General features: G+C 62.9%; 14 protein-coding genes and 1 pseudogene. 9 read left to right on the top strand and 6 right to left on the bottom strand.

The features are described 5' to 3' along the window. The first annotated feature begins 44 nt into the window (after positions 1–44). Positions 45–1,853 carry a PNGase F N-terminal domain-containing protein gene (locus C1O66_RS12590; protein WP_207795947.1) on the top strand — a complete coding sequence of 603 codons (1,809 nt, stop codon included), beginning with the start codon at positions 45–47 and terminating at the stop codon, positions 1,851–1,853. Between the two features lie 300 nt (positions 1,854–2,153). Then, the gene (locus C1O66_RS12585) at positions 2,154–2,990 is read left to right on the top strand and encodes a DUF3667 domain-containing protein (protein WP_165794591.1); all 837 of its coding nucleotides are present in this window, start codon (positions 2,154–2,156) and stop codon (positions 2,988–2,990) included. A gap of 173 nt (positions 2,991–3,163) precedes the next feature. Here the strand turns inward: C1O66_RS12585 and C1O66_RS12580 are convergent, their stop codons facing one another. Beyond that, positions 3,164–4,195, bottom strand: a complete 1,032-nt coding sequence (locus C1O66_RS12580) for a glycoside hydrolase family 18 protein (protein ID WP_165794590.1) — start codon at positions 4,193–4,195, stop codon at positions 3,164–3,166. A gap of 311 nt (positions 4,196–4,506) precedes the next feature. After that, positions 4,507–4,722 carry a helix-turn-helix transcriptional regulator gene (locus C1O66_RS24720; protein WP_394341039.1) on the bottom strand — a complete coding sequence of 72 codons (216 nt, stop codon included), beginning with the start codon at positions 4,720–4,722 and terminating at the stop codon, positions 4,507–4,509. Positions 4,723–4,769: 47 nt separating this feature from the next. Here C1O66_RS24720 and C1O66_RS12570 point away from each other — a divergent pair, with 47 nt between their 5' ends. Then, a complete protein-coding gene (locus C1O66_RS12570) occupies positions 4,770–5,207 on the top strand; it encodes a peptide-N-glycosidase F-related protein (RefSeq protein WP_207795946.1) in 438 nt (145 codons plus the stop codon). 1,211 nt (positions 5,208–6,418) lie between these two features. Here C1O66_RS12570 and C1O66_RS24405 read toward each other — a convergent pair. The 3 genes and pseudogenes from C1O66_RS24405 to C1O66_RS12560 all read right to left on the bottom strand — a co-directional run bounded on the left by C1O66_RS24405 (position 6,419) and on the right by C1O66_RS12560 (position 9,057). Next, a complete protein-coding gene (locus C1O66_RS24405; RefSeq protein ID WP_243392783.1) occupies positions 6,419–7,258 on the bottom strand; it encodes an AAA family ATPase in 840 nt (279 codons plus the stop codon). Positions 7,259–7,858: 600 nt separating this feature from the next. Next, a pseudogene (locus tag C1O66_RS24715) lies at positions 7,859–8,050 on the bottom strand (AAA family ATPase); the annotation flags it as partial. Between the two features lie 176 nt (positions 8,051–8,226). Next, complete coding sequence (locus C1O66_RS12560) at positions 8,227–9,057, bottom strand: helix-turn-helix transcriptional regulator (protein ID WP_102768189.1); 831 nt, start codon at positions 9,055–9,057, stop codon at positions 8,227–8,229. 172 nt (positions 9,058–9,229) lie between these two features. Here C1O66_RS12560 and C1O66_RS12555 point away from each other — a divergent pair, with 172 nt between their 5' ends. Beyond that, positions 9,230–10,330, top strand: coding sequence for a serine hydrolase domain-containing protein (locus C1O66_RS12555; protein WP_207795945.1), 1,101 nt, complete (start codon positions 9,230–9,232; stop codon positions 10,328–10,330). 164 nt (positions 10,331–10,494) lie between these two features. Here C1O66_RS12555 and C1O66_RS12550 read toward each other — a convergent pair whose 3' ends face one another. Beyond that, positions 10,495–10,938: a hypothetical protein gene (locus C1O66_RS12550; RefSeq protein WP_102768187.1), complete on the bottom strand. Its 444-nt coding sequence runs from the start codon at positions 10,936–10,938 to the stop codon at positions 10,495–10,497. Positions 10,939–11,354: 416 nt separating this feature from the next. Between C1O66_RS12550 and C1O66_RS23920 the strand changes: the two genes are divergently transcribed. The 5 genes from C1O66_RS23920 to C1O66_RS12530 all read left to right on the top strand — a co-directional run bounded on the left by C1O66_RS23920 (position 11,355) and on the right by C1O66_RS12530 (position 16,273). Beyond that, positions 11,355–11,525: a hypothetical protein gene (locus C1O66_RS23920; protein ID WP_165794589.1), complete on the top strand. Its 171-nt coding sequence runs from the start codon at positions 11,355–11,357 to the stop codon at positions 11,523–11,525. After that, positions 11,522–12,523: a LacI family DNA-binding transcriptional regulator gene (locus C1O66_RS12545; protein WP_102768186.1), complete on the top strand. Its 1,002-nt coding sequence runs from the start codon at positions 11,522–11,524 to the stop codon at positions 12,521–12,523. The genes C1O66_RS23920 and C1O66_RS12545 overlap by 4 nt, the downstream gene beginning before the upstream one ends. Before the next feature lie 90 nt (positions 12,524–12,613). Then, positions 12,614–13,858, top strand: a complete 1,245-nt coding sequence (locus C1O66_RS12540; RefSeq protein WP_102768185.1) for an AGE family epimerase/isomerase — start codon at positions 12,614–12,616, stop codon at positions 13,856–13,858. After that, positions 13,851–14,792 carry a carbohydrate kinase family protein gene (locus tag C1O66_RS12535; RefSeq protein ID WP_102769627.1) on the top strand — a complete coding sequence of 314 codons (942 nt, stop codon included), beginning with the start codon at positions 13,851–13,853 and terminating at the stop codon, positions 14,790–14,792. Before C1O66_RS12540 ends, C1O66_RS12535 begins: the two co-directional genes overlap by 8 nt. Continuing rightward, positions 14,789–16,273, top strand: coding sequence for a glycoside hydrolase family 47 protein (locus tag C1O66_RS12530; RefSeq protein WP_102768184.1), 1,485 nt, complete (start codon positions 14,789–14,791; stop codon positions 16,271–16,273). Before C1O66_RS12535 ends, C1O66_RS12530 begins: the two co-directional genes overlap by 4 nt. Positions 16,274–16,288: the final 15 nt, after the last annotated feature.

Genomic DNA, 16,288 nt, shown 5'->3' with positions numbered 1-16,288 from the left:
GGCCGAATGCCGAGAGCAACACGACGACAAGATTGAGGACGACGATGCGAGCCATACGCCCGATGTTCAACAAAGCCCACCTGGCCGGCGTTCTGCTGGCGACCCTGGCCGCCCTGGCGCCCAGCCTCGCCCTGGCCGCGCCCACCGAGGGCTGGAAGCTGCGCTACCAGCGCAGCTACAACGGCAAGCCGGTCGAGGGCCAGGACCCGATCTGGGTGTTCGCCGCCAAGGGCGAGGCCTTGATCAGCTCCGAGGCCATCCTGGCCGGCAAGGCCGGCTTTCCCTTCGAGCAGCAGTTCATCAAGCCCGCCGCGCAAGAGCTGCTGCAGCTGGCCCGCCTGAGCCCAGGGGAGGGCATCGCCACCCTGGACCGCGAATCGCTGCCCAAGCAAAGCTACGAGTTCAGCGAAGAGACGCGCACCATCCTCGGCTACCGCTGCAAAAAGGCCAAGACGGTGGTGAACTCCAACACCATCGAGCTCTGGTACACGACCGAGCTGCCCGCGGCCGGCGCGCCCACCGTGCTGGGCCACCAGCTGGGCCTGGTGCTGGAGCTGGTGCGCAACGGCAACTTCGTCATCAGCGCCACGCAGATCGAGCCTTTCCAGGGGTTGGATCTGGCCGAGATGGCCCAGGGTGGAAAGCTTGAGGCCGCGCCCCTGCTCGACGGCCTCAGCTACAAAGACCGCGTCTGGCGCAGCCGCTTCACGACCATTCCGGTGTTCCAGGACCAGATCGTCAACTTCTCGGGCGAGGACCGCGAGCCGCGCGAGGGCGTGACCCGTTACGCAAACGGCACCGTGGTGCTCAAGACCGTGCAGCTGCCCGAGATCGCGCCGGGCAGCCAGGTGTTTGTGGACCTGCTGGCCCGCTCCAATGGCGATGCGTATGACCGCACCGGCTCGGTCTTTGTGATCCCGCTGGGCACGAAGGAGGTAGAGAAGGGAAAGAAGGCCACGCGCAACTTCCTCGATGGCCTGCAGCGCGGCGTAGCCGCCTTGCCGGCCTATCAGAACGGCAATGGCCGGACCTACCGCGGCGTCGTCGCCACCGAGGACTACGCGCCCTTGATCGAGCTGATGCGCTTCTTCACGCCTTTTGGCGTCAAGCACTACAACCACCTGCAGCTCAAGGGCAAGACCTGGCACGAGGCCGCGCCCTACCGCATGGACATCACCGATCTGGCCCAGCGCCTCTCGGGCCAGCAACTGGCCCTCGGCGTGTTCATCGGCAACTACGACAAGGGCGGCCACAAGCTGGACCTCAACCTCACCATCCACCCCAGCGACGCCGCCACCGCCATGTTCTCCAAGCCGGTGAGCCCGAGCACGGGTGCCGCGTCTTCTTCGGCTTCTTCTTCATCAGCTCCACGCCTGATCCCGCTGTTCAACACCACCAATGTGATGGAGATGGCCGAGCAGGACTACGCCACCATGTTCGACAAGCCCAAGGGCCTGGAGGTGGATTTCACCCTCGACCGCCCGCTCAAAAACGCCCGCCTGCGCTACATCAGCACCGGCCACGGCGGCTGGACCAATGGCGACGAATTCGTGCCCAAGAAAAACACCATCCTGTTGAATGGCAAAGAGGTGTTCTCCTTCGTGCCCTGGCGCCAGGACTGCGGCGCTTTTCGCCTCTTCAACCCCGCCTCCGGCAACTTCAACGACGGCCTTTCGTCCTCCGACATCAGCCGCTCCAACTGGTGTCCCGGCACCGCCACCAACCCGATCTACATCGACCTCGGTCACATGAAAGCCGGACGGCACCGCATGACGGTGCGGATTCCCCAGGGGCCGCGCGAGGGGACCAGCTTCAGTTCGTGGAATGTGTCGGGGGTGTTGGTGGGGGAGTGAGGCAGCCGAAGGTCAGCGCTGTTCGCTGATCTGTGTGATCTGGGGTCAGGTGTTGCCTCGAAATGCAAGGCCTGGCTCCGATGACTTGCGATCTAGCTAGCCCTGGCAAGCAGTCGCGCCCATCGGGTGCGCTTTCGCGGTATGTGATTCACCCAGGAATTCACCAAGGTCAGACCGCCGCCATCGCCCCTATCATCGGCGGCGATGGACACGCCGGCTCCCTCCCATTGCCCCAACTGCGGCAGCGCGCTGTCTCTCCCCAAGCCGCGTTATTGCGGCGAATGCGGTCAGGAAACGACCTTGCAGCCGCCCTCCGTCCCCGTGTTTGTTCGGGAGTTCACCGGCCAGTACCTGTCGACGCAAGGGGCCTTGCTGCGCAGCTTGCTCACCCTCCTGAGACCGGGTGAGCTGACGCAGGAGTACCTGCGCGGGCGCCGTCGCCACTATGTCTTGCCCTTGCGCTTGTACATGGCCACCAGCATGGCAGCACTCCTCTCGATCTGGTTGATCAGCGTGCTGCTGCCCTTGCCCGAAAGCCATCGCCATGCCCGGACATATGACCCTCAATTTGCGCGGCACAACAACCTGGACCGACGCGAAGCCACCTACCTGACCTATGGTTTGATCGTGCAGGTGGGGCAACGTGCTGGCGAGTTTGTCTGCAGGGGCCTGCCAGCATCGCGTTGCCAGGATCTGCGCCATCAGTGGGAGCAAGATCCTCAGTCCCTCGCCCGCGAGCAAGCCCTGCGCACCACCCAGCTGAGCAAGCAGGCACACCTGCTGTTCTTGCTGCTGGTGCCATTTCTCGCCCTGGGCACCTACTTGGCCTACTTCAGCCGCAAGCTCAGCTATGGCACCCACCTGGTGGCTTCGCTGCATGTGCATGCGGCTGGCGCCTTTATTTCACTGACCTGGTCCCTGATCTTCCACATCACCGCCGCCTCGAGCAACGTCATCATGGCGGGCTCATTGCTGAGCAGCCTGCTGTACCTGACGCTGTCCTGCCAGCGCTGGCTAGGGGGGCGCAGGTGGGCCACGCTGATACGGGTCCTGCTGACCATGGTCATCTGGCAGATCAGCTACTTTGCCCTGTACTTGCTGTGGCTGGACGCCCTGTGGTGGCGCCCCATGTCCTGAGGCCAGGGCGGCCCCTCAGTCCGGTGCCTGCCGGGTCATGTCCATGGTCCAGTTCTGCACCCTGCTGCGCCCCAGGAGCGGAGGGTCACAGGAGCTGAGAACAGAGCTGAGCGAGCGGAGGGCCAAGCGAGCTGAGGGCCAGGGCCCCATGCCTGATCCGGTGCCGCACACCATCAGGGGCGGCGGCCGCAGGCGGTCGGTGAGATCACTTGCATGCTGGCAAGGCTCAGGCTGTGCGGCGATTGCAGCGCGTCCATGCTCAGCTCGAACATCATCAGCCCGGCAAAACTCTGGTCGCGGGCGAACTCGGCCTTGGCTTTCACCAGCGCCGGGGTTTCAAAGTAGGTGTGGCCCAGTTGGCCCTTGGCGAGCGGCGCGAGATCGGCGCCCATGCGGCTGAGGATGTCGCGATAGGGCTGGTCGCGCACCTCCTGCGTGCGGCCCTGGATGAACTCCTTGCCGTAGAAGGGCAGGCCCAGCAGGATCTTCTCGCGCTGGAAGCCGCGCTTCAGCAGATCCTGGGTGGCGGCCTCGAAGGTCTCCAGATCGGCGTGGTGCCCGACCGCCGAGCCCGACCAGGCGCCGGTGAAGTCGTAGGACATCAGCGCCACATAGCTCACATGCTTTTGCAGCTCACTCAGGTACTGCGGGCCGATCCAGGGCCCGGCAAACACCGATGCGCTCAGGTCCACCGAGGCCGGCAAGGCGGCGCGCAGCTCGGCCAGCAGCTGCACCAGCATGGCGCTCTCCACCGGGTCATTGCCACCCTGGCCCAGCTGGTGCTGGCGGGTCCAATGCTCCCAGTCGATGTCAATGCCGTCGAGCTGCTGTGTGTCAACAAAGCGCCGGACCTGTTCGACAAACTTCTGCCGCTTGCCCGCATCGCGGCCCAGGGCCTGAAAGGCGTCGCCCACACCGTTCGCGCCACCGATCGAGACCCACAGCTTGCGCCCGTGCTTGCGCGTTTCGGCCCGCAAGCCTGGCAAGAGCTCGTCCAGCTCCTGGGTGCGCAAACCACCGTCTGCTGTTGGCAAGGCGAACACCAGGGCCAGATGCGTGAAGCGCTCCCAGGGTATGGCAGTCAGCGGCAAGGCCAGGGCCTTCCAGCTCGGGTAGACCGCGACCACCGGCCGGCAGGCTGCGGCTGGTGCGGCCGGCGCAGGCCCTGCTGCAGCGCGGGCCGAGGAGCCGGCTGCGAGGATCACGCATGCAGCCGCAAGCCCAAGGCTGCCGCTCAGCCTTGCGATGAAAGACAGCAGCCCGTCGGGTCTATGCAAGTGGTGCGTCATTTGAGTGCCTTCACTGGTTTGCGCTGCGAAAGGGTCGAGCGGAACCGTGCATGGGCCGGTGGGTGCCTTCAGGGCCGGTGGATTGCTCAACTCGCGCAATGTAGCGAGGCACCTGCTTTGCAGCGCCGGGAGGTGCGACAGACTGCATGCAGATGTGGATGGGCCGTTGATGGCATGGACGGGTTGCGCTGAAGCACTGGCCGGCAAGACCTGACCCTCGCCGCTCTTCAACCCGCCCGAACCCGGTACTCACCCGGTGTCATCCCGAAACGCGCTCGGAAGGTGCGGCTCAGATGGGGCTGGTCGAAGAAGCCGCAGTCCAGCGCCACCTCGCTGAGGCTGAGGCGGCTGTGCGCCAGCAGCTTGGCGGCGCGCTGCAGGCGGTGCTGGCGCGCGAAGTCGCCGGGTGAGCAGCGGAAGTGGCTGCAGAAGGCCCGCGCCAGATAGACGGGGTGCAGGCTCAGCTCCTGCGCCAGTTTGCACAGCCCATGTGTTGCCTACGGTTTATTGGCTTCGACAAGCCCAAGGCCCTGGAGCTGAGCTTCACCTCGACCGCCCGTTCAAGAACGCCCGCCTGCGCTACATCAGCACCGGCCACGGCGGCTGGACCAATGGCGACGAATTCGTGCCCAAGAAAAACACCATCCTGTTGAATGGCAAAGAGGTGTTCTCCTTCGTGCCCTGGCGCCAGGACTGCGGCGCTTTTCGCCTCTTCAACCCCGCCTCCGGCAACTTCAACGACGGCCTTTCGTCCTCCGACATCAGCCGCTCCAACTGGTGCCCCGGCACCGCCACCAACCCGATCTACATCGACCTCGGTCACTTGAAAGCCGGACAGCACCGCATGACGGTGCGGATTCCGCAGGGGCCGCGCGAGGGGACCAGCTTCAGTTCGTGGAATGTGTCGGGGGTGTTGGTGGGGGAGTGAAGCGAATCATGGCCTCGGCCCGTTGTACGCCTCTGACCGGCTGGGGTCAGGTGTTGCCTTGAAATTTAACGCCTGACCCTCACGCCTGACCCTCACGCCTGTGTGCGTGCAAACCTAAATGCGACGCGGTGGAAGACCAATGCCGTATGAAGCAATCGCGCTACCTAGCCGTTTCCAGTCTGAATCATTGGGGGACGGCAAATAGTGACTGGCGCGGTTGCTAGATCGGTTATCTGCAAGCCATTGTCCTACGTCAGAGAGCATTGAATTCCCGTAGCCTGAATGAAGGCGGAGTTTGCATTGTGGAATATCCGGTGCGCCACAGCTCGACTCGCAGCACACCAAGTCAGCTGCTGATGCTTTTAACGCTGATCGCCAGTAAATTTGACAATTCGTTGAGTGTTTGCGGAGCTCGTAGCCGCAAATGCCTCGTTTTAGATTTAAGTATTTGGTAGAGGTTTTGGTTCTTTGTTCAATTTTTGCGAGCTCCTCGGATGGCCGTGGATTGAGGGAAGGGCGAACCTTGTCAATTAGCTTCCAGGGTATTGAGTTTTCAATGGTCCTTCCCTCAGTAACTTGAACTGCAAAAATTCCGGGGCCTTGATAGGCCGCGCATGGGCTAGCAGTCGCCCCCAACGTGTCATGAGGCGATTGCCTGTCGGAATCCACTACGCATATGCATATTTGTTTACGTATTCTTGTTACCTCTTCAAGCACGCGATGAGTATTACCTCCTCCTCCAGGACTACTGGATAAGCGAATTCTGAACGCATGTAGACGGCGATCGGTAAGACTATCTACGCCTGCTTCCCTAAGCACGCTGATATCATTTAAGTCTTCGCATACGATCTGTGTGTCATGAAGTGGGTTTGCAGCGAACCAAGTAAATGGAACCTTCCAAACCTTACCAGCAAGCGCGGGTTCAAGACCTTCGGTTACGAGTTCTATGTAGCTCTCGACTAGATTTGGTAGTGCGCCATACTCGGAGTATTTATTGCGAATCCTTTTGGCTGTCGCACGATCTTCTGCCGAATAGCTGCTGTTTCCCTCAATTTGGCGGCATAGCGAGGCCTCCATTATTAATACGTGTAGACCATCGGCATGGCTTGACAGAAGTCGTGCTATTGCGATGTGTAGAGCAGGTATTGGCGCCGCCGAAGATAGTAAGTCGGCAATCTCTGAGTTTACTTTTATCAGCATTTCTGGCCGGCCTAGTAGTCAAAAAAGCCGATAGGCCAATTCTGCAGAACGCCATGCTCATCGAAAGAGGCCACTTCTATTCTTGTCCCTCCGGACGTTTCACGTGAAGGCTCAAAGACTAGAACTTGGACGTCCTCGGCGCTCAATAGTCCTTCATCAATCAGCTCCCCCAATCTATTTATTAAGTTTGGGCTATGCGTTTCTGCCATGATCTTCACATTTTGGCCATGCCTGCCTCCCTCATCTGGTTCTGTAGGTGCTATGCAAGAGGCAAACACGTCAGCCAACTTGGCTTGGTAAGCGGGGTGTAAATGTAGTTCTGGTTGTTCAATGACGACAATTCCGCCGTACTTGACTCGACTATTAATAATGGCTCTGTTTCTTTGGTTGATTACGCGAATATCGTGCTTTCGACTAGCAACCCAAAGTTGAATGGCGACTGGCACTAGTTGAGAGTATCCGAGTCCCACGTCTGCCATATTTCTGCTTTCGTTCCCTGCTTCTGTTTCTATATTCAAGGAAGAGTGCCCGCCAGCAGTTTTAACTAAAAGTTTAAAGCCAAAGGTTGAGCTTAGCCATTCATTAAGCGAGTCTCGCTCGCGCTGAGTAAGTCCCTGAAGGAAGAAAGTTGTATTTAGGCCCTTTGGATCAAGCTCTTCAATTGATACTTCTTCTCTTCTGTAGTAGCGCTGAGCAGTTGCGCGCAGCGGCTCGAGATAACTGACGCCATTGCAGAATCCGAGCATGCTTTCATCCAGTTCGCTCAGAAGCTCATCGAGCTTTAGAATAGTTAAAGCGCGTTGGAGCTTTTTAAGAGGCTGGGATACTCCTTTTAGAGAGAGTAGATGCATGCTTGTGCTCCAGGTATCTGGCGCTGACCTCAGGCCTGAGCAGTGCTGAAGTAGTTTATCGAGGGGCGCTAGCGGCAATCGAAATGCAATCTCGTCCTTTCGCTCGTCCAGAGTATTTCCGTGAACGAACTCGGAAACTGCAATTCGCGCTTCGCGCTGACCGAGTTTCAGACGTCGCTGCGGTTGGAAAAGTGTTGAGTCTCTAACCGGGGCAGTACCGGCAGATTCTCGAATAAATAAGTTCATTTGAGGGAGAATAGCTCCCTGTGTAAATATCAGTCTAGTGTCTTGGAGAGGGGTAGCCGGTACTCCGTCTACAACAATTGTGGATTCTCGACTTGATATTTGTATGTCAACCTTTACTCCGAATACATTTAGATGGAGTGCTCTTAATACGGTTCTGGAGTCATCCCCGTCGGAGACAAGGGTCAGTCGAACATCAATTGGTCCTAGTTCATCCTGCGAGATCGAGGCCTCTCTGGCGCCGCGCATTCGGGCTCCATAGAACGGGGTTGACGACGAAAAACGGAGCAGTAATTCAATTTCCGGTTCATTCGCGAATGACGACAACGCCTCGTCAAATGATCCGAAATCAACGAGACGACCAAACCAAAGCAGTGGAGCTTGCTTGCGTCGCTCAGCACTCTGTTTGAGTAGCGGAAGAATTCGTGCAAATGAACTTTTCCCTGCACTATTTTTTCCGACCAGCACCGTCAGAGGTTTCAGTGGTATGAGACCTGTGTCCTCGAGGGATCGCAGATTTCGTACGCCGTAAGCTGTGAGTCTTAGCATGTTGGCCGATATTGATTGGTGGAATGTTCGATAGTACCTCGCATGGTATTTGTAGTCAGCCTAGCTAACGCGGCATGTGTTGAGCAAAGGCGGTAAGTGAGCAGGGCTCGGGGCACGGCTCGCGGCTCGGGGTCAGGCCTTTTAGTCTCAAGGCAAGACCTGACCCTCGCCGTTCTTCAACTCGCCCGAATCCGGTACTCACCCGGCGTCACCCCGAATCGTGCCCGGAAGCTCCGGCTCAGATGGGGCTGGTCGAAGAAGCCGCAGTCCTGGGCCACCTCGCTGAGGCTGAGGCGGCTGTGGGCCAGCAGGTTTGCAGCGCGCTGCAGGCGGTGCTGGCGCGCGAAGTCGCCGGGTGAACAGCGGAAGTGGCTGCGGAAGGCGCGGGCCAAGTAGACGGGGTGCCGGCCCAGTTCCTGCGCCAGCTTGCACAGGCCGTGGTTGCCGACGGTGTACTGGCTGTCATCCCGCAAGGCATCGCGGCATTGCAGCAGCCAGGGTGACGGGCGACCGTGCTGGCGTTCCAGGTCGCCGGCCACCGCTGCGGTCAGCTCGGCCGCCAGGCTGTCGAGGTCCAGTGCTTCACTGTCGGGGCTTTGAGTCAGGCGGAGCGCCCGGGCCAGCAGCTGCCGCGCCACCGGGCCCGGCAAGGCCACGGGTTCGGGCGGCAAGACCATGGCCTCGCTGAGCGAGCCCCAGAGGCCAAAGCCCAGGTCCAGCGAGATGAAGCGTGCCTCGGCCAGTGGCTGCGAGGCGGCAAAGCAATCGGCGTGCACGGTGCCTGGCGGGTTGAACACCAGCAGGGGGTCGCCTTCGCCTGCGCCTTCGTCAGCCGCCCCGCGCGCCGTGCTGGCATAGCGGCCGCGCGCCACCAGCACGAACTGGGGCTCGATGTGGCAATGCTCGGGAACCTCATGCGCGGCCAGCGAGGGCACGCAGTGGCTGAGCGCCAGGTCGTGGGCGTGCAGGGCGTTCAAACGGTGGCCGATGGGTTGGGGCAAAGGCATGCGGGACAGTATGTCAGTGGCACTTACCTGGCCCAAAAGCCATGGGCCTGCCCTGCTAGCAAGCGAACAAGAAAACAAAAGAACAAGCACCCGCTCAGGTTGCTTGCGTACAAGCCAGCAGCTCAGGGCCTTTGCTAGGCTGGGCCCCAAGTTCAACGCCCTGGAGCCCTGTGTGAAGCGACCCGTCCATCTTGTCGTCCTGTCCTGCTCTTTGCTGTTCTTGTTGGTGTTCAGCGCGGAAGGCGCCTCCGCGCTGACGCCACCGCTGCAAGCGGCCGATGCCGCAGTGCGGGCCGGCCAGTTCCAGGCGATCACCAGCATCGTGATCGCCCGCAAGGATCAGCTGGTCTTCGAGGCCTACTACGACCCGGAGGGGCGCGAGGCGCTGCGCAACACGCGCTCGGCCACCAAGTCGGTGGCGGGCATGTTGCTGGGCCTGGCGATTGCCGATGGTCATGTGGCCAGCGTCAAGGCCAGCGTGCTGGAGCATCTGCCGCGCCAGGCCGAACACGGGCGCCGCGAGCCCCGCAAGGCGGCCATCAGCTTCGAGGACCTGATCACCATGAGCGGGCCGCTGGAGTGCAATGACTGGAACGAATGGTCGCGCGGCAATGAAGAGCGCATGTACCTGGTCGAAGACTGGGTGGGCTTCTTCTGGGAGCTGCCGATGCGCGGCTTTCCGGCCTGGGCCACCGCGCCCAAGGATTCGCCGCACGGCCGCGCCTTTAGCTACTGCACGGCAGGGGTCAGCACCGTGGGCGCGGCCTTGAGCGCGGCGGTGCGCGAGCCCCTGGCGCAGTACGCGCAGCGCCGCCTGTTCGAGCCGCTGGGCATCACGGCGGCCCAATGGCAATTCATGGCGGCCGTGCCGCAGCAGCAACCAGCCGGGCCGCCGATCCCGCAAGCCGGTGGCGGGCTGGGCTTGCGCAGCCTCGATTTGCTCAAGCTCGGCCAGCTCTACCGCGATGGTGGCCGTTGGCAAGGCCGGCAGCTGATGCCCGCCGCCTGGGTGGCGGCCTCGCTGAGCCCGCAGGCGCGCATGGAGGATGGCACGGACTACGGCTACCTGTTCTGGGGCCATCAGTTCCAGGTGGGTGAGCGCCGCATCCGCAGCTGGGCCATGAACGGCGCCGGCGGCAACACGGTGCAGATCATTCCCGAACTGGACGCCGTGATCGTGATCACCAGCAGCAACTACCAGGTGCGTAACGCCCCGAAGCTGACCATGGATTTGCTGGCCAAGCACTTGCTACCGGCCTTGCTGGCGAACTGATTGAGGGATCGGGGGGGGGCTTTGAACCGCCAAGGCCTGGCGTGCCAGCGCGAGAGGGTCAGGTCTTGCTCATGCCAGGGCTTGAGGCGGGAGGTCTGACGCTGGGCCAGGCGCGGTGACGCCGAGCCTGCGAGCCTGATCCCGGAGGGGGCTTCGGCCGGCCTTCACACCTTGGCGAGAAAAGCCGCCGCATCACCCGCTTCGCAGGGCCAGTCGGCGAAGACCCCGACCAGATTGCATTCCACGCAGTGGCAGCCGATGTAGTACCAGCGTACCTTGTGCGTGCCCTCGACCACGGAGACGCCGGACATCAGCTCGAACACCTCGTTTTCGCACACGCACTCGTGCGTTTCGGGTTCTGATCCTTCCAGGTGGTCCGCGCTGTCGCCCATCAGGTGCTCCTCGCCGCAGTCGGTGCAGGTGCGGATGGCCACGCCGGCTTCTTCATCGCTCTGCAGCGCGAAGGTGCGGCAGCCGCAGCTGCTGCATTTGGAGGCGGCGAAGCGGGTGGCCTCGTGGCGATTCGCGACGCTGTAGCTGCGCAGCTCGGCCTGGGTGTCGCCCGAGGTCGTGCCGTACCAGAACTCGCCTTTTTTCGTCAGTGCCATGGATGCGGCTCCATTCTTCGTTCGTTCATTTACTCATTCATTCATTTATTCAGGATGGGCTGAGCGGCGGGCCTGACGCCCCGTTCGCCCTGATCCGCCGGATTCTGCCTGGAGGCCCGGCGAATCGGCATCCAGGGCTCCCGGGGCGAGTGGTCGCCTGGCGGCGTGTCGCGGGATGATGAACAGAAAACCTGAAGGCGCGGTCCGCAGCCTGGCCTTCTTGCTCACGACGCAAGCCCTGCGCCGACGCCACCCCGCCGCGTCCAAATTCGCCTGTCGAGATCGAGTGCTTCGCGCTTGTTTAGTAAACCGCGCTAAAAACACCTGTCTTCCGTCGCTTTGGTTGACGCTCAAAAAAGCCCTGGATATAAACATCACCCATGAACAAAGCCGGGTGAAGTGCCTTCGCCCGCGCCTTGCAAGCGCACGATGATGCGTTTATTAAACCCAAGACCGAGAACACCGGAGACACCGTGTTGCTGCTGAAGAAGATTTCAGAACCGCCGCTGCTGGGCTTGTTGCGCGTTCGCGCAGCGCCGATCGGCGCGCCGTCTTGCCTGCTCCGGCAACCCGGAGTGCCGGCATGAGCGGAAACGGCAGCGGGGTCACCATCCGCGACATTGCCGAGGCCACGGGCTTGTCGATCGGCACCGTGTCGCGGGCGCTGAAGAACCAGGCCGGCATGACCGAGGTGACGCGCAACAAGGTGCGCGAGGCGGCGCAGCGGCTCGGTTATGACCTCTCGCAGCTGAAGAAGGGGCGCATCCGGCGCATCGCCTTTTTGCTGCACAGCCAGCACAACACGCTGGCGTCCAGCCCTTTCTTCTCGCCGGTGCTGCATGGCGCCGAGGCGGCCTGCCGGCGCGAGGGGATTGCGCTGTCCTTCATCGTCGTGGGCCCGGCGGAGCCGGTGCTGGAGCAGGTGCGGGTGCATGCGCCCGATGCCATTCTGTGCGCCGGCTTCTTCGAGCCCGAGGTGCTGAGCGCGCTGATGCTGACGGGCAAGCCCATGGTGCTGGTGGACATGAACCGGCGCGGCATGTCCTCGATCAACCCGGACAATGTGCTGGGCGGCTACCTGGCCACGCGGCACCTGCTGCGCAATGGCAAGCGGCGCATCGCCATGCTCTCGGGCTCACCCGCGCACTACAGCATCCAGCAGCGCATCCGTGGGTTCCGCCGGGCGCTGTTCGAGGCCAAGGTGCATGCCGACCCCGAGCTCGAAGTCATCGTGCCCACCATGGGCGAGGGCGACGAGGGCGTGATGGAGGCCATGCGCAGCCTGCTGGCCCTGCCCAAGCGGCCCGACGCCGTGTTTTGCTACAACGACAGCACCGCCCTGGTGGCGATGAAGACCTGCGTCAACGAAGGCTTGAAGATCCCCTACGACATCATGGTTGTCGGCTTCGACGACATCAGCAGCGCGGCCGTGGCCGTGCCGCCGCTGAGCACGGTGCATGTGGACAAGGAGGCGCTGGGTGCCTCGGGCGTGGAGCTCTTGCTGCGCCTCAAACCCGATGAGCCCCCCACCGAACTGGTTCTGCCGGTCGAGATGATCGTGCGTGAAAGCAGCAGTGACGATTGATTCATTCATGGACCCATTCCCAAGCATGCAAGGCATGGCCATGAAGCGATCGACACCCGCCTCACGCCTCTAACTTTTCAATTCACCACCATGTCCAATCTCCCCGACTTTCGCTCTCGGGCGGTGCTGCTCGCCCATGCGCAGCACAGCATGAGCTTCTACCACCCGCGCTGCATCGACTGGAGCGGTGGCATGTACCACTTCTTCAAGGACGATGGCCGGGTCTACGACGCCGAGCAGCGCCATCTGGTCAGCAGCACGCGCTTTGTGTTCACCTACGCCATGGCCTACCGCCATTTCGGCCAGCCCGAGTACCTGGACGGCCTGCGCCATGCGCTGAAGTTCCTGCGCGAGGCGCACCGCGACACCGAGTTTGGCGGCTACAGCTGGCAGCTGCGCTGCCACCCTGGTGGTCGTGAAGTGCTGGACGGCACCCAGCATGCCTACGGTCAGGCCTTTGTGCTGCTGGCCTACTCGCATGCGCTGATGGCCGGGCTGGACGAGGCGCGGCCCTGGGTGGCCGAGACTTTCGAGCTGATGGAGCGCAGCTTCTGGGAGCCCGAGGCCGGCCTCTACGCCGACGAAGCCAGCCGCGACTGGCGCGAGCGCGGCAGCTACCGCGGCCAGAACGCGAACATGCATGCCTGCGAAGCGCTGCTGGCCGCCTACCGTGCCACGGGCGAAACGCGTTATCTGGAGCGCGCCTACACCGTGGCCTTCAACATCACCCAGCGCCAGGCCGAGCGCTGCGGCGGCCTGATCTGGGAACACTACGACAGCAACTGGCAGCCCGACTGGCAGTTCAATATCGAGGACCCGGCCAATCTGTTCCGCCCCTGGGGCTACCAGCCCGGCCATTTCACCGAGTGGGCAAAGCTGCTGCTGCAGCTGGAGTCGCTGGGCGGCGCCCTGGAGCGCGACCTGAGCTGGGCCCTGCCCACGGCCGAGCGCCTGTTCAAGGTGGCGGTGGAGAAGGGCTGGCATGCCGAGCATGGCGGCCTGTGCTATTCCATCTCGCCCGAGCTGAACATCTGCGACGCGGACAAGTACTTCTGGGTGCAGGCCGAGAGTGCGGCCGCCGCCGCCATGCTGGCCCAGCGCACCAAGCACCCCTTCTACTGGGACTGGTACGAGCGCCTCTGGGCCTACAGCTGGACGCATTTTGTCGACCACGAGCATGGCGCCTGGTGGCGCATTCTCGATGCGCAGAACCGCAAGTACAGCGACGAGAAGAGCCCAGCCGGCAAGGTGGACTATCACACCATGGGTGCCTGCTATGACATCGTGGCGGTGCTGGATGCTGCGGATGCGGCCGGGGAGCGAGGCCATGCATGACGCACCGCTGATGCTCTGCGCCGGCGAGGCGCTGACCGACATGATCCACCAGGGTGGGGCGCAGTGGCTGGCCCGCGTGGGCGGCTCCACCTGGAATGTGGCGCGTGCGCTGGCGGCGCTGGGCGAGCGCACGGCTTTTGCCGGGGCCGTCAGCGCCGACCGCTTTGGCGATGAGCTCTGGGCCGCCAGCGAGGCCGTGGGCCTGGACCTGCGCCTGATGCAGCGCGCGCCGCGCTCGCCCCTGCTGGCCATGGTGGAGCAGGGCGAGCCGCCGCGCTACTTCTTCATCGGCGACGACAGCGCGGACCTCTATTTCGACCCCACGGCCCTGCCCGAGGGCTGGTCGCGCAAGCTGCGCTGGGCGCACTTCGGCGGCATCAGCCTGGCGCGCGAGCCGCTGGCCGGCCGCCTGGTTGCCCTGGCCGAGCATTTGAAAGAGCAGGGCGTGGCCATCAGCTACGACCCGAATTACCGCAAGGTGATGGACGAACGCTACACGCCGACGCTCCATCGCATGGCCGCCGTTGCCGACCTGATCAAGGTCTCGGACGACGACTTGCGCGGTTTGTTCCCAGGGCTGGAACTGGATGCAGCGCTGCAGCGCCTGCGCGCGCTCAACCCCAGTGCGCTGTGCCTGCTGACCCGCGGCGGCCACGGTGCCAGCCTCTACCGTGGCGAGGAGCGCGTGGACGCCACAGCACCGGCCGTGGCGGTGGTGGACACGGTGGGCGCGGGCGATGCCAGCGCCGCCGGTCTGCTCTACAGCCTCAGCCGCCACCCCGATCGCCCTTTGCAAGCCCATCTGCATGCGGCCCTGGCCGCCGGCTCCGCCGCCTGCCTGCAGTCGGGCGCCACCCCACCGACACCGCTGGCCATGGGCCAGTTGTTCGATCAGCTTCAAGAACAGCACGCGAAAGACAAGGTTCCCTCATGAGTCACCATTTCTTGCCCTTGATTTCTTTGTCCTCGATTTCTTTGCCCTCGATTTCCTCGTCCTGGGTTCCGGCTCCGGCGCGCCGCGCGCTCAGCGGCCTGTGCCTGGCTGCCGTGGCCACCCTGGCCACCTCGGCCCAGGCCGCGCCGCTGCCCGCGCTCAAGCCCGTCAGCGAGGCCGAATCGGCCCAACTGGCCCAGCGCGTCAAGGAAGAAACCCGCCACGCCTGGCGCGGCTACAAGCAGTACGCCTGGGGCCAGGACGCCCTAAAGCCCCTGAGCAAGAGCAGCCACAACTGGTACAAGAGCTCGCTGCTGATGACCCCGGTCGATGCGCTCAGCACCTTGCTGGTGATGGGCCTGAAGGAAGAGTCCGACGAGGCGCGCGAGCTGATCGCCAGCCAGCTGAACTTCGACCAGGACCTCTCGGTGCAGAACTTCGAGATCACCATCCGCCTGCTCGGCGGCCTGGTGTCCGCCTACCAGCTCAGCGGCGATGCCCGATTGCTGGCCAAGGCGGAAGACCTGGGCAAGCGCTTGCTGCCGGTGTTCGAGTCGCCCACCGGCCTGCCCTACACCCATGTCAATCTGCGCAGCGGCAAGGTCAGCGGCACGATCAGCAACCCGGCCGAGACCGGCACGCTGATCATCGAGTTCGGCATGCTGAGCAAGCTGACGGGCCAGCCGATCTATTTTGAGAAAGCCAAGCGCGCCCTGGTGGAAACCTACCGCCGCGCCTCACCGGACGGCGTGGTCGGCTCGGCCATCAACGTCGAGACCGGTCGCTGGGAGCGCACCGATGCCCACATCGGCGGCGGCATCGATTCCTACTACGAGTACCTGTACAAATGCTGGCGCCTGTTTGGTGACAACGAGTGCAAGGCCATGTGGGACCACAGCATTGCCGGCGTCAACAAGGTGCTGGGCGACGAGACCAAGACGGGCTTCTGGTACGGCCACGCCGACATGAACACCGGCCGCCGCACCAAGACCCAGTACGGCGCGCTGGATGCCTTCATGCCGGCCCTGCTGGCCATCGGGGGTGATCTCAAGCGCGCCCGCAAGCTGCAGGAATCGAACCTGCGCATGTGGCGCCTGCACGGCATCGAGCCCGAGTCCATGGACTACAAGACCATGAAGGTGCTGTCGCCCGAGTACGCGCTGCGGCCCGAGATCGTCGAGTCGGCCTACTACCTGCACCAGCTCACCGGCGACAACCGTTACCGCGCCATGGGCCGCGAGTTCTTCGAGGACTTCGTGCGCCACTGCCGCACGGAAGCAGGCTATGCGGCACTCAAGGATGTGCGGACCAAGGTGCAAGAAGACTCGATGGAGAGCTTCCTCTTCGCCGAGACCTTCAAGTACTTCTACCTTCTGTTCTCGCCGAAATCGGCGCTGGACTTTGACGCCGTGACCTTCAACACCGAAGCCCACCCGATGCGCCTGTCGGCGCCGGTGCAGGCTCCGGCGGCCGCGCGCTGATCGCGCACCCAGGAG

Origin of the sequence: Paucibacter aquatile (assembly GCF_002885975.1) — a bacterium.
GTDB classification, from domain to species: Bacteria; Pseudomonadota; Gammaproteobacteria; order Burkholderiales; family Burkholderiaceae_C; genus Paucibacter_A; species Paucibacter_A aquatilis.
The sequence above is the reverse complement of the archived record's forward strand: the minus strand, read 5'-3'. Positions and strand labels throughout refer to the sequence as shown.

Excerpts from the sequence above, each read along its gene's own strand:
- C1O66_RS12540 (WP_102768185.1), top strand. The coding sequence starts at position 12,614 with ATGTCCAATCTCCCCGACTTTCGCTCTCGGGCGGTGCTGCTCGCCCAT.
- C1O66_RS24405 (WP_243392783.1), bottom strand. The coding sequence starts at position 7,258 with ATGCATCTACTCTCTCTAAAAGGAGTATCCCAGCCTCTTAAAAAGCTC.
- C1O66_RS12545 (WP_102768186.1), top strand. The coding sequence starts at position 11,522 with ATGAGCGGAAACGGCAGCGGGGTCACCATCCGCGACATTGCCGAGGCC.
- C1O66_RS12530 (WP_102768184.1), top strand. The coding sequence starts at position 14,789 with ATGAGTCACCATTTCTTGCCCTTGATTTCTTTGTCCTCGATTTCTTTG.
- C1O66_RS12590 (WP_207795947.1), top strand. The coding sequence starts at position 45 with ATGCGAGCCATACGCCCGATGTTCAACAAAGCCCACCTGGCCGGCGTT.
- C1O66_RS12535 (WP_102769627.1), top strand. The coding sequence starts at position 13,851 with ATGCATGACGCACCGCTGATGCTCTGCGCCGGCGAGGCGCTGACCGAC.
- C1O66_RS12550 (WP_102768187.1), bottom strand. The coding sequence starts at position 10,938 with ATGGCACTGACGAAAAAAGGCGAGTTCTGGTACGGCACGACCTCGGGC.
- C1O66_RS12560 (WP_102768189.1), bottom strand. The coding sequence starts at position 9,057 with ATGCCTTTGCCCCAACCCATCGGCCACCGTTTGAACGCCCTGCACGCC.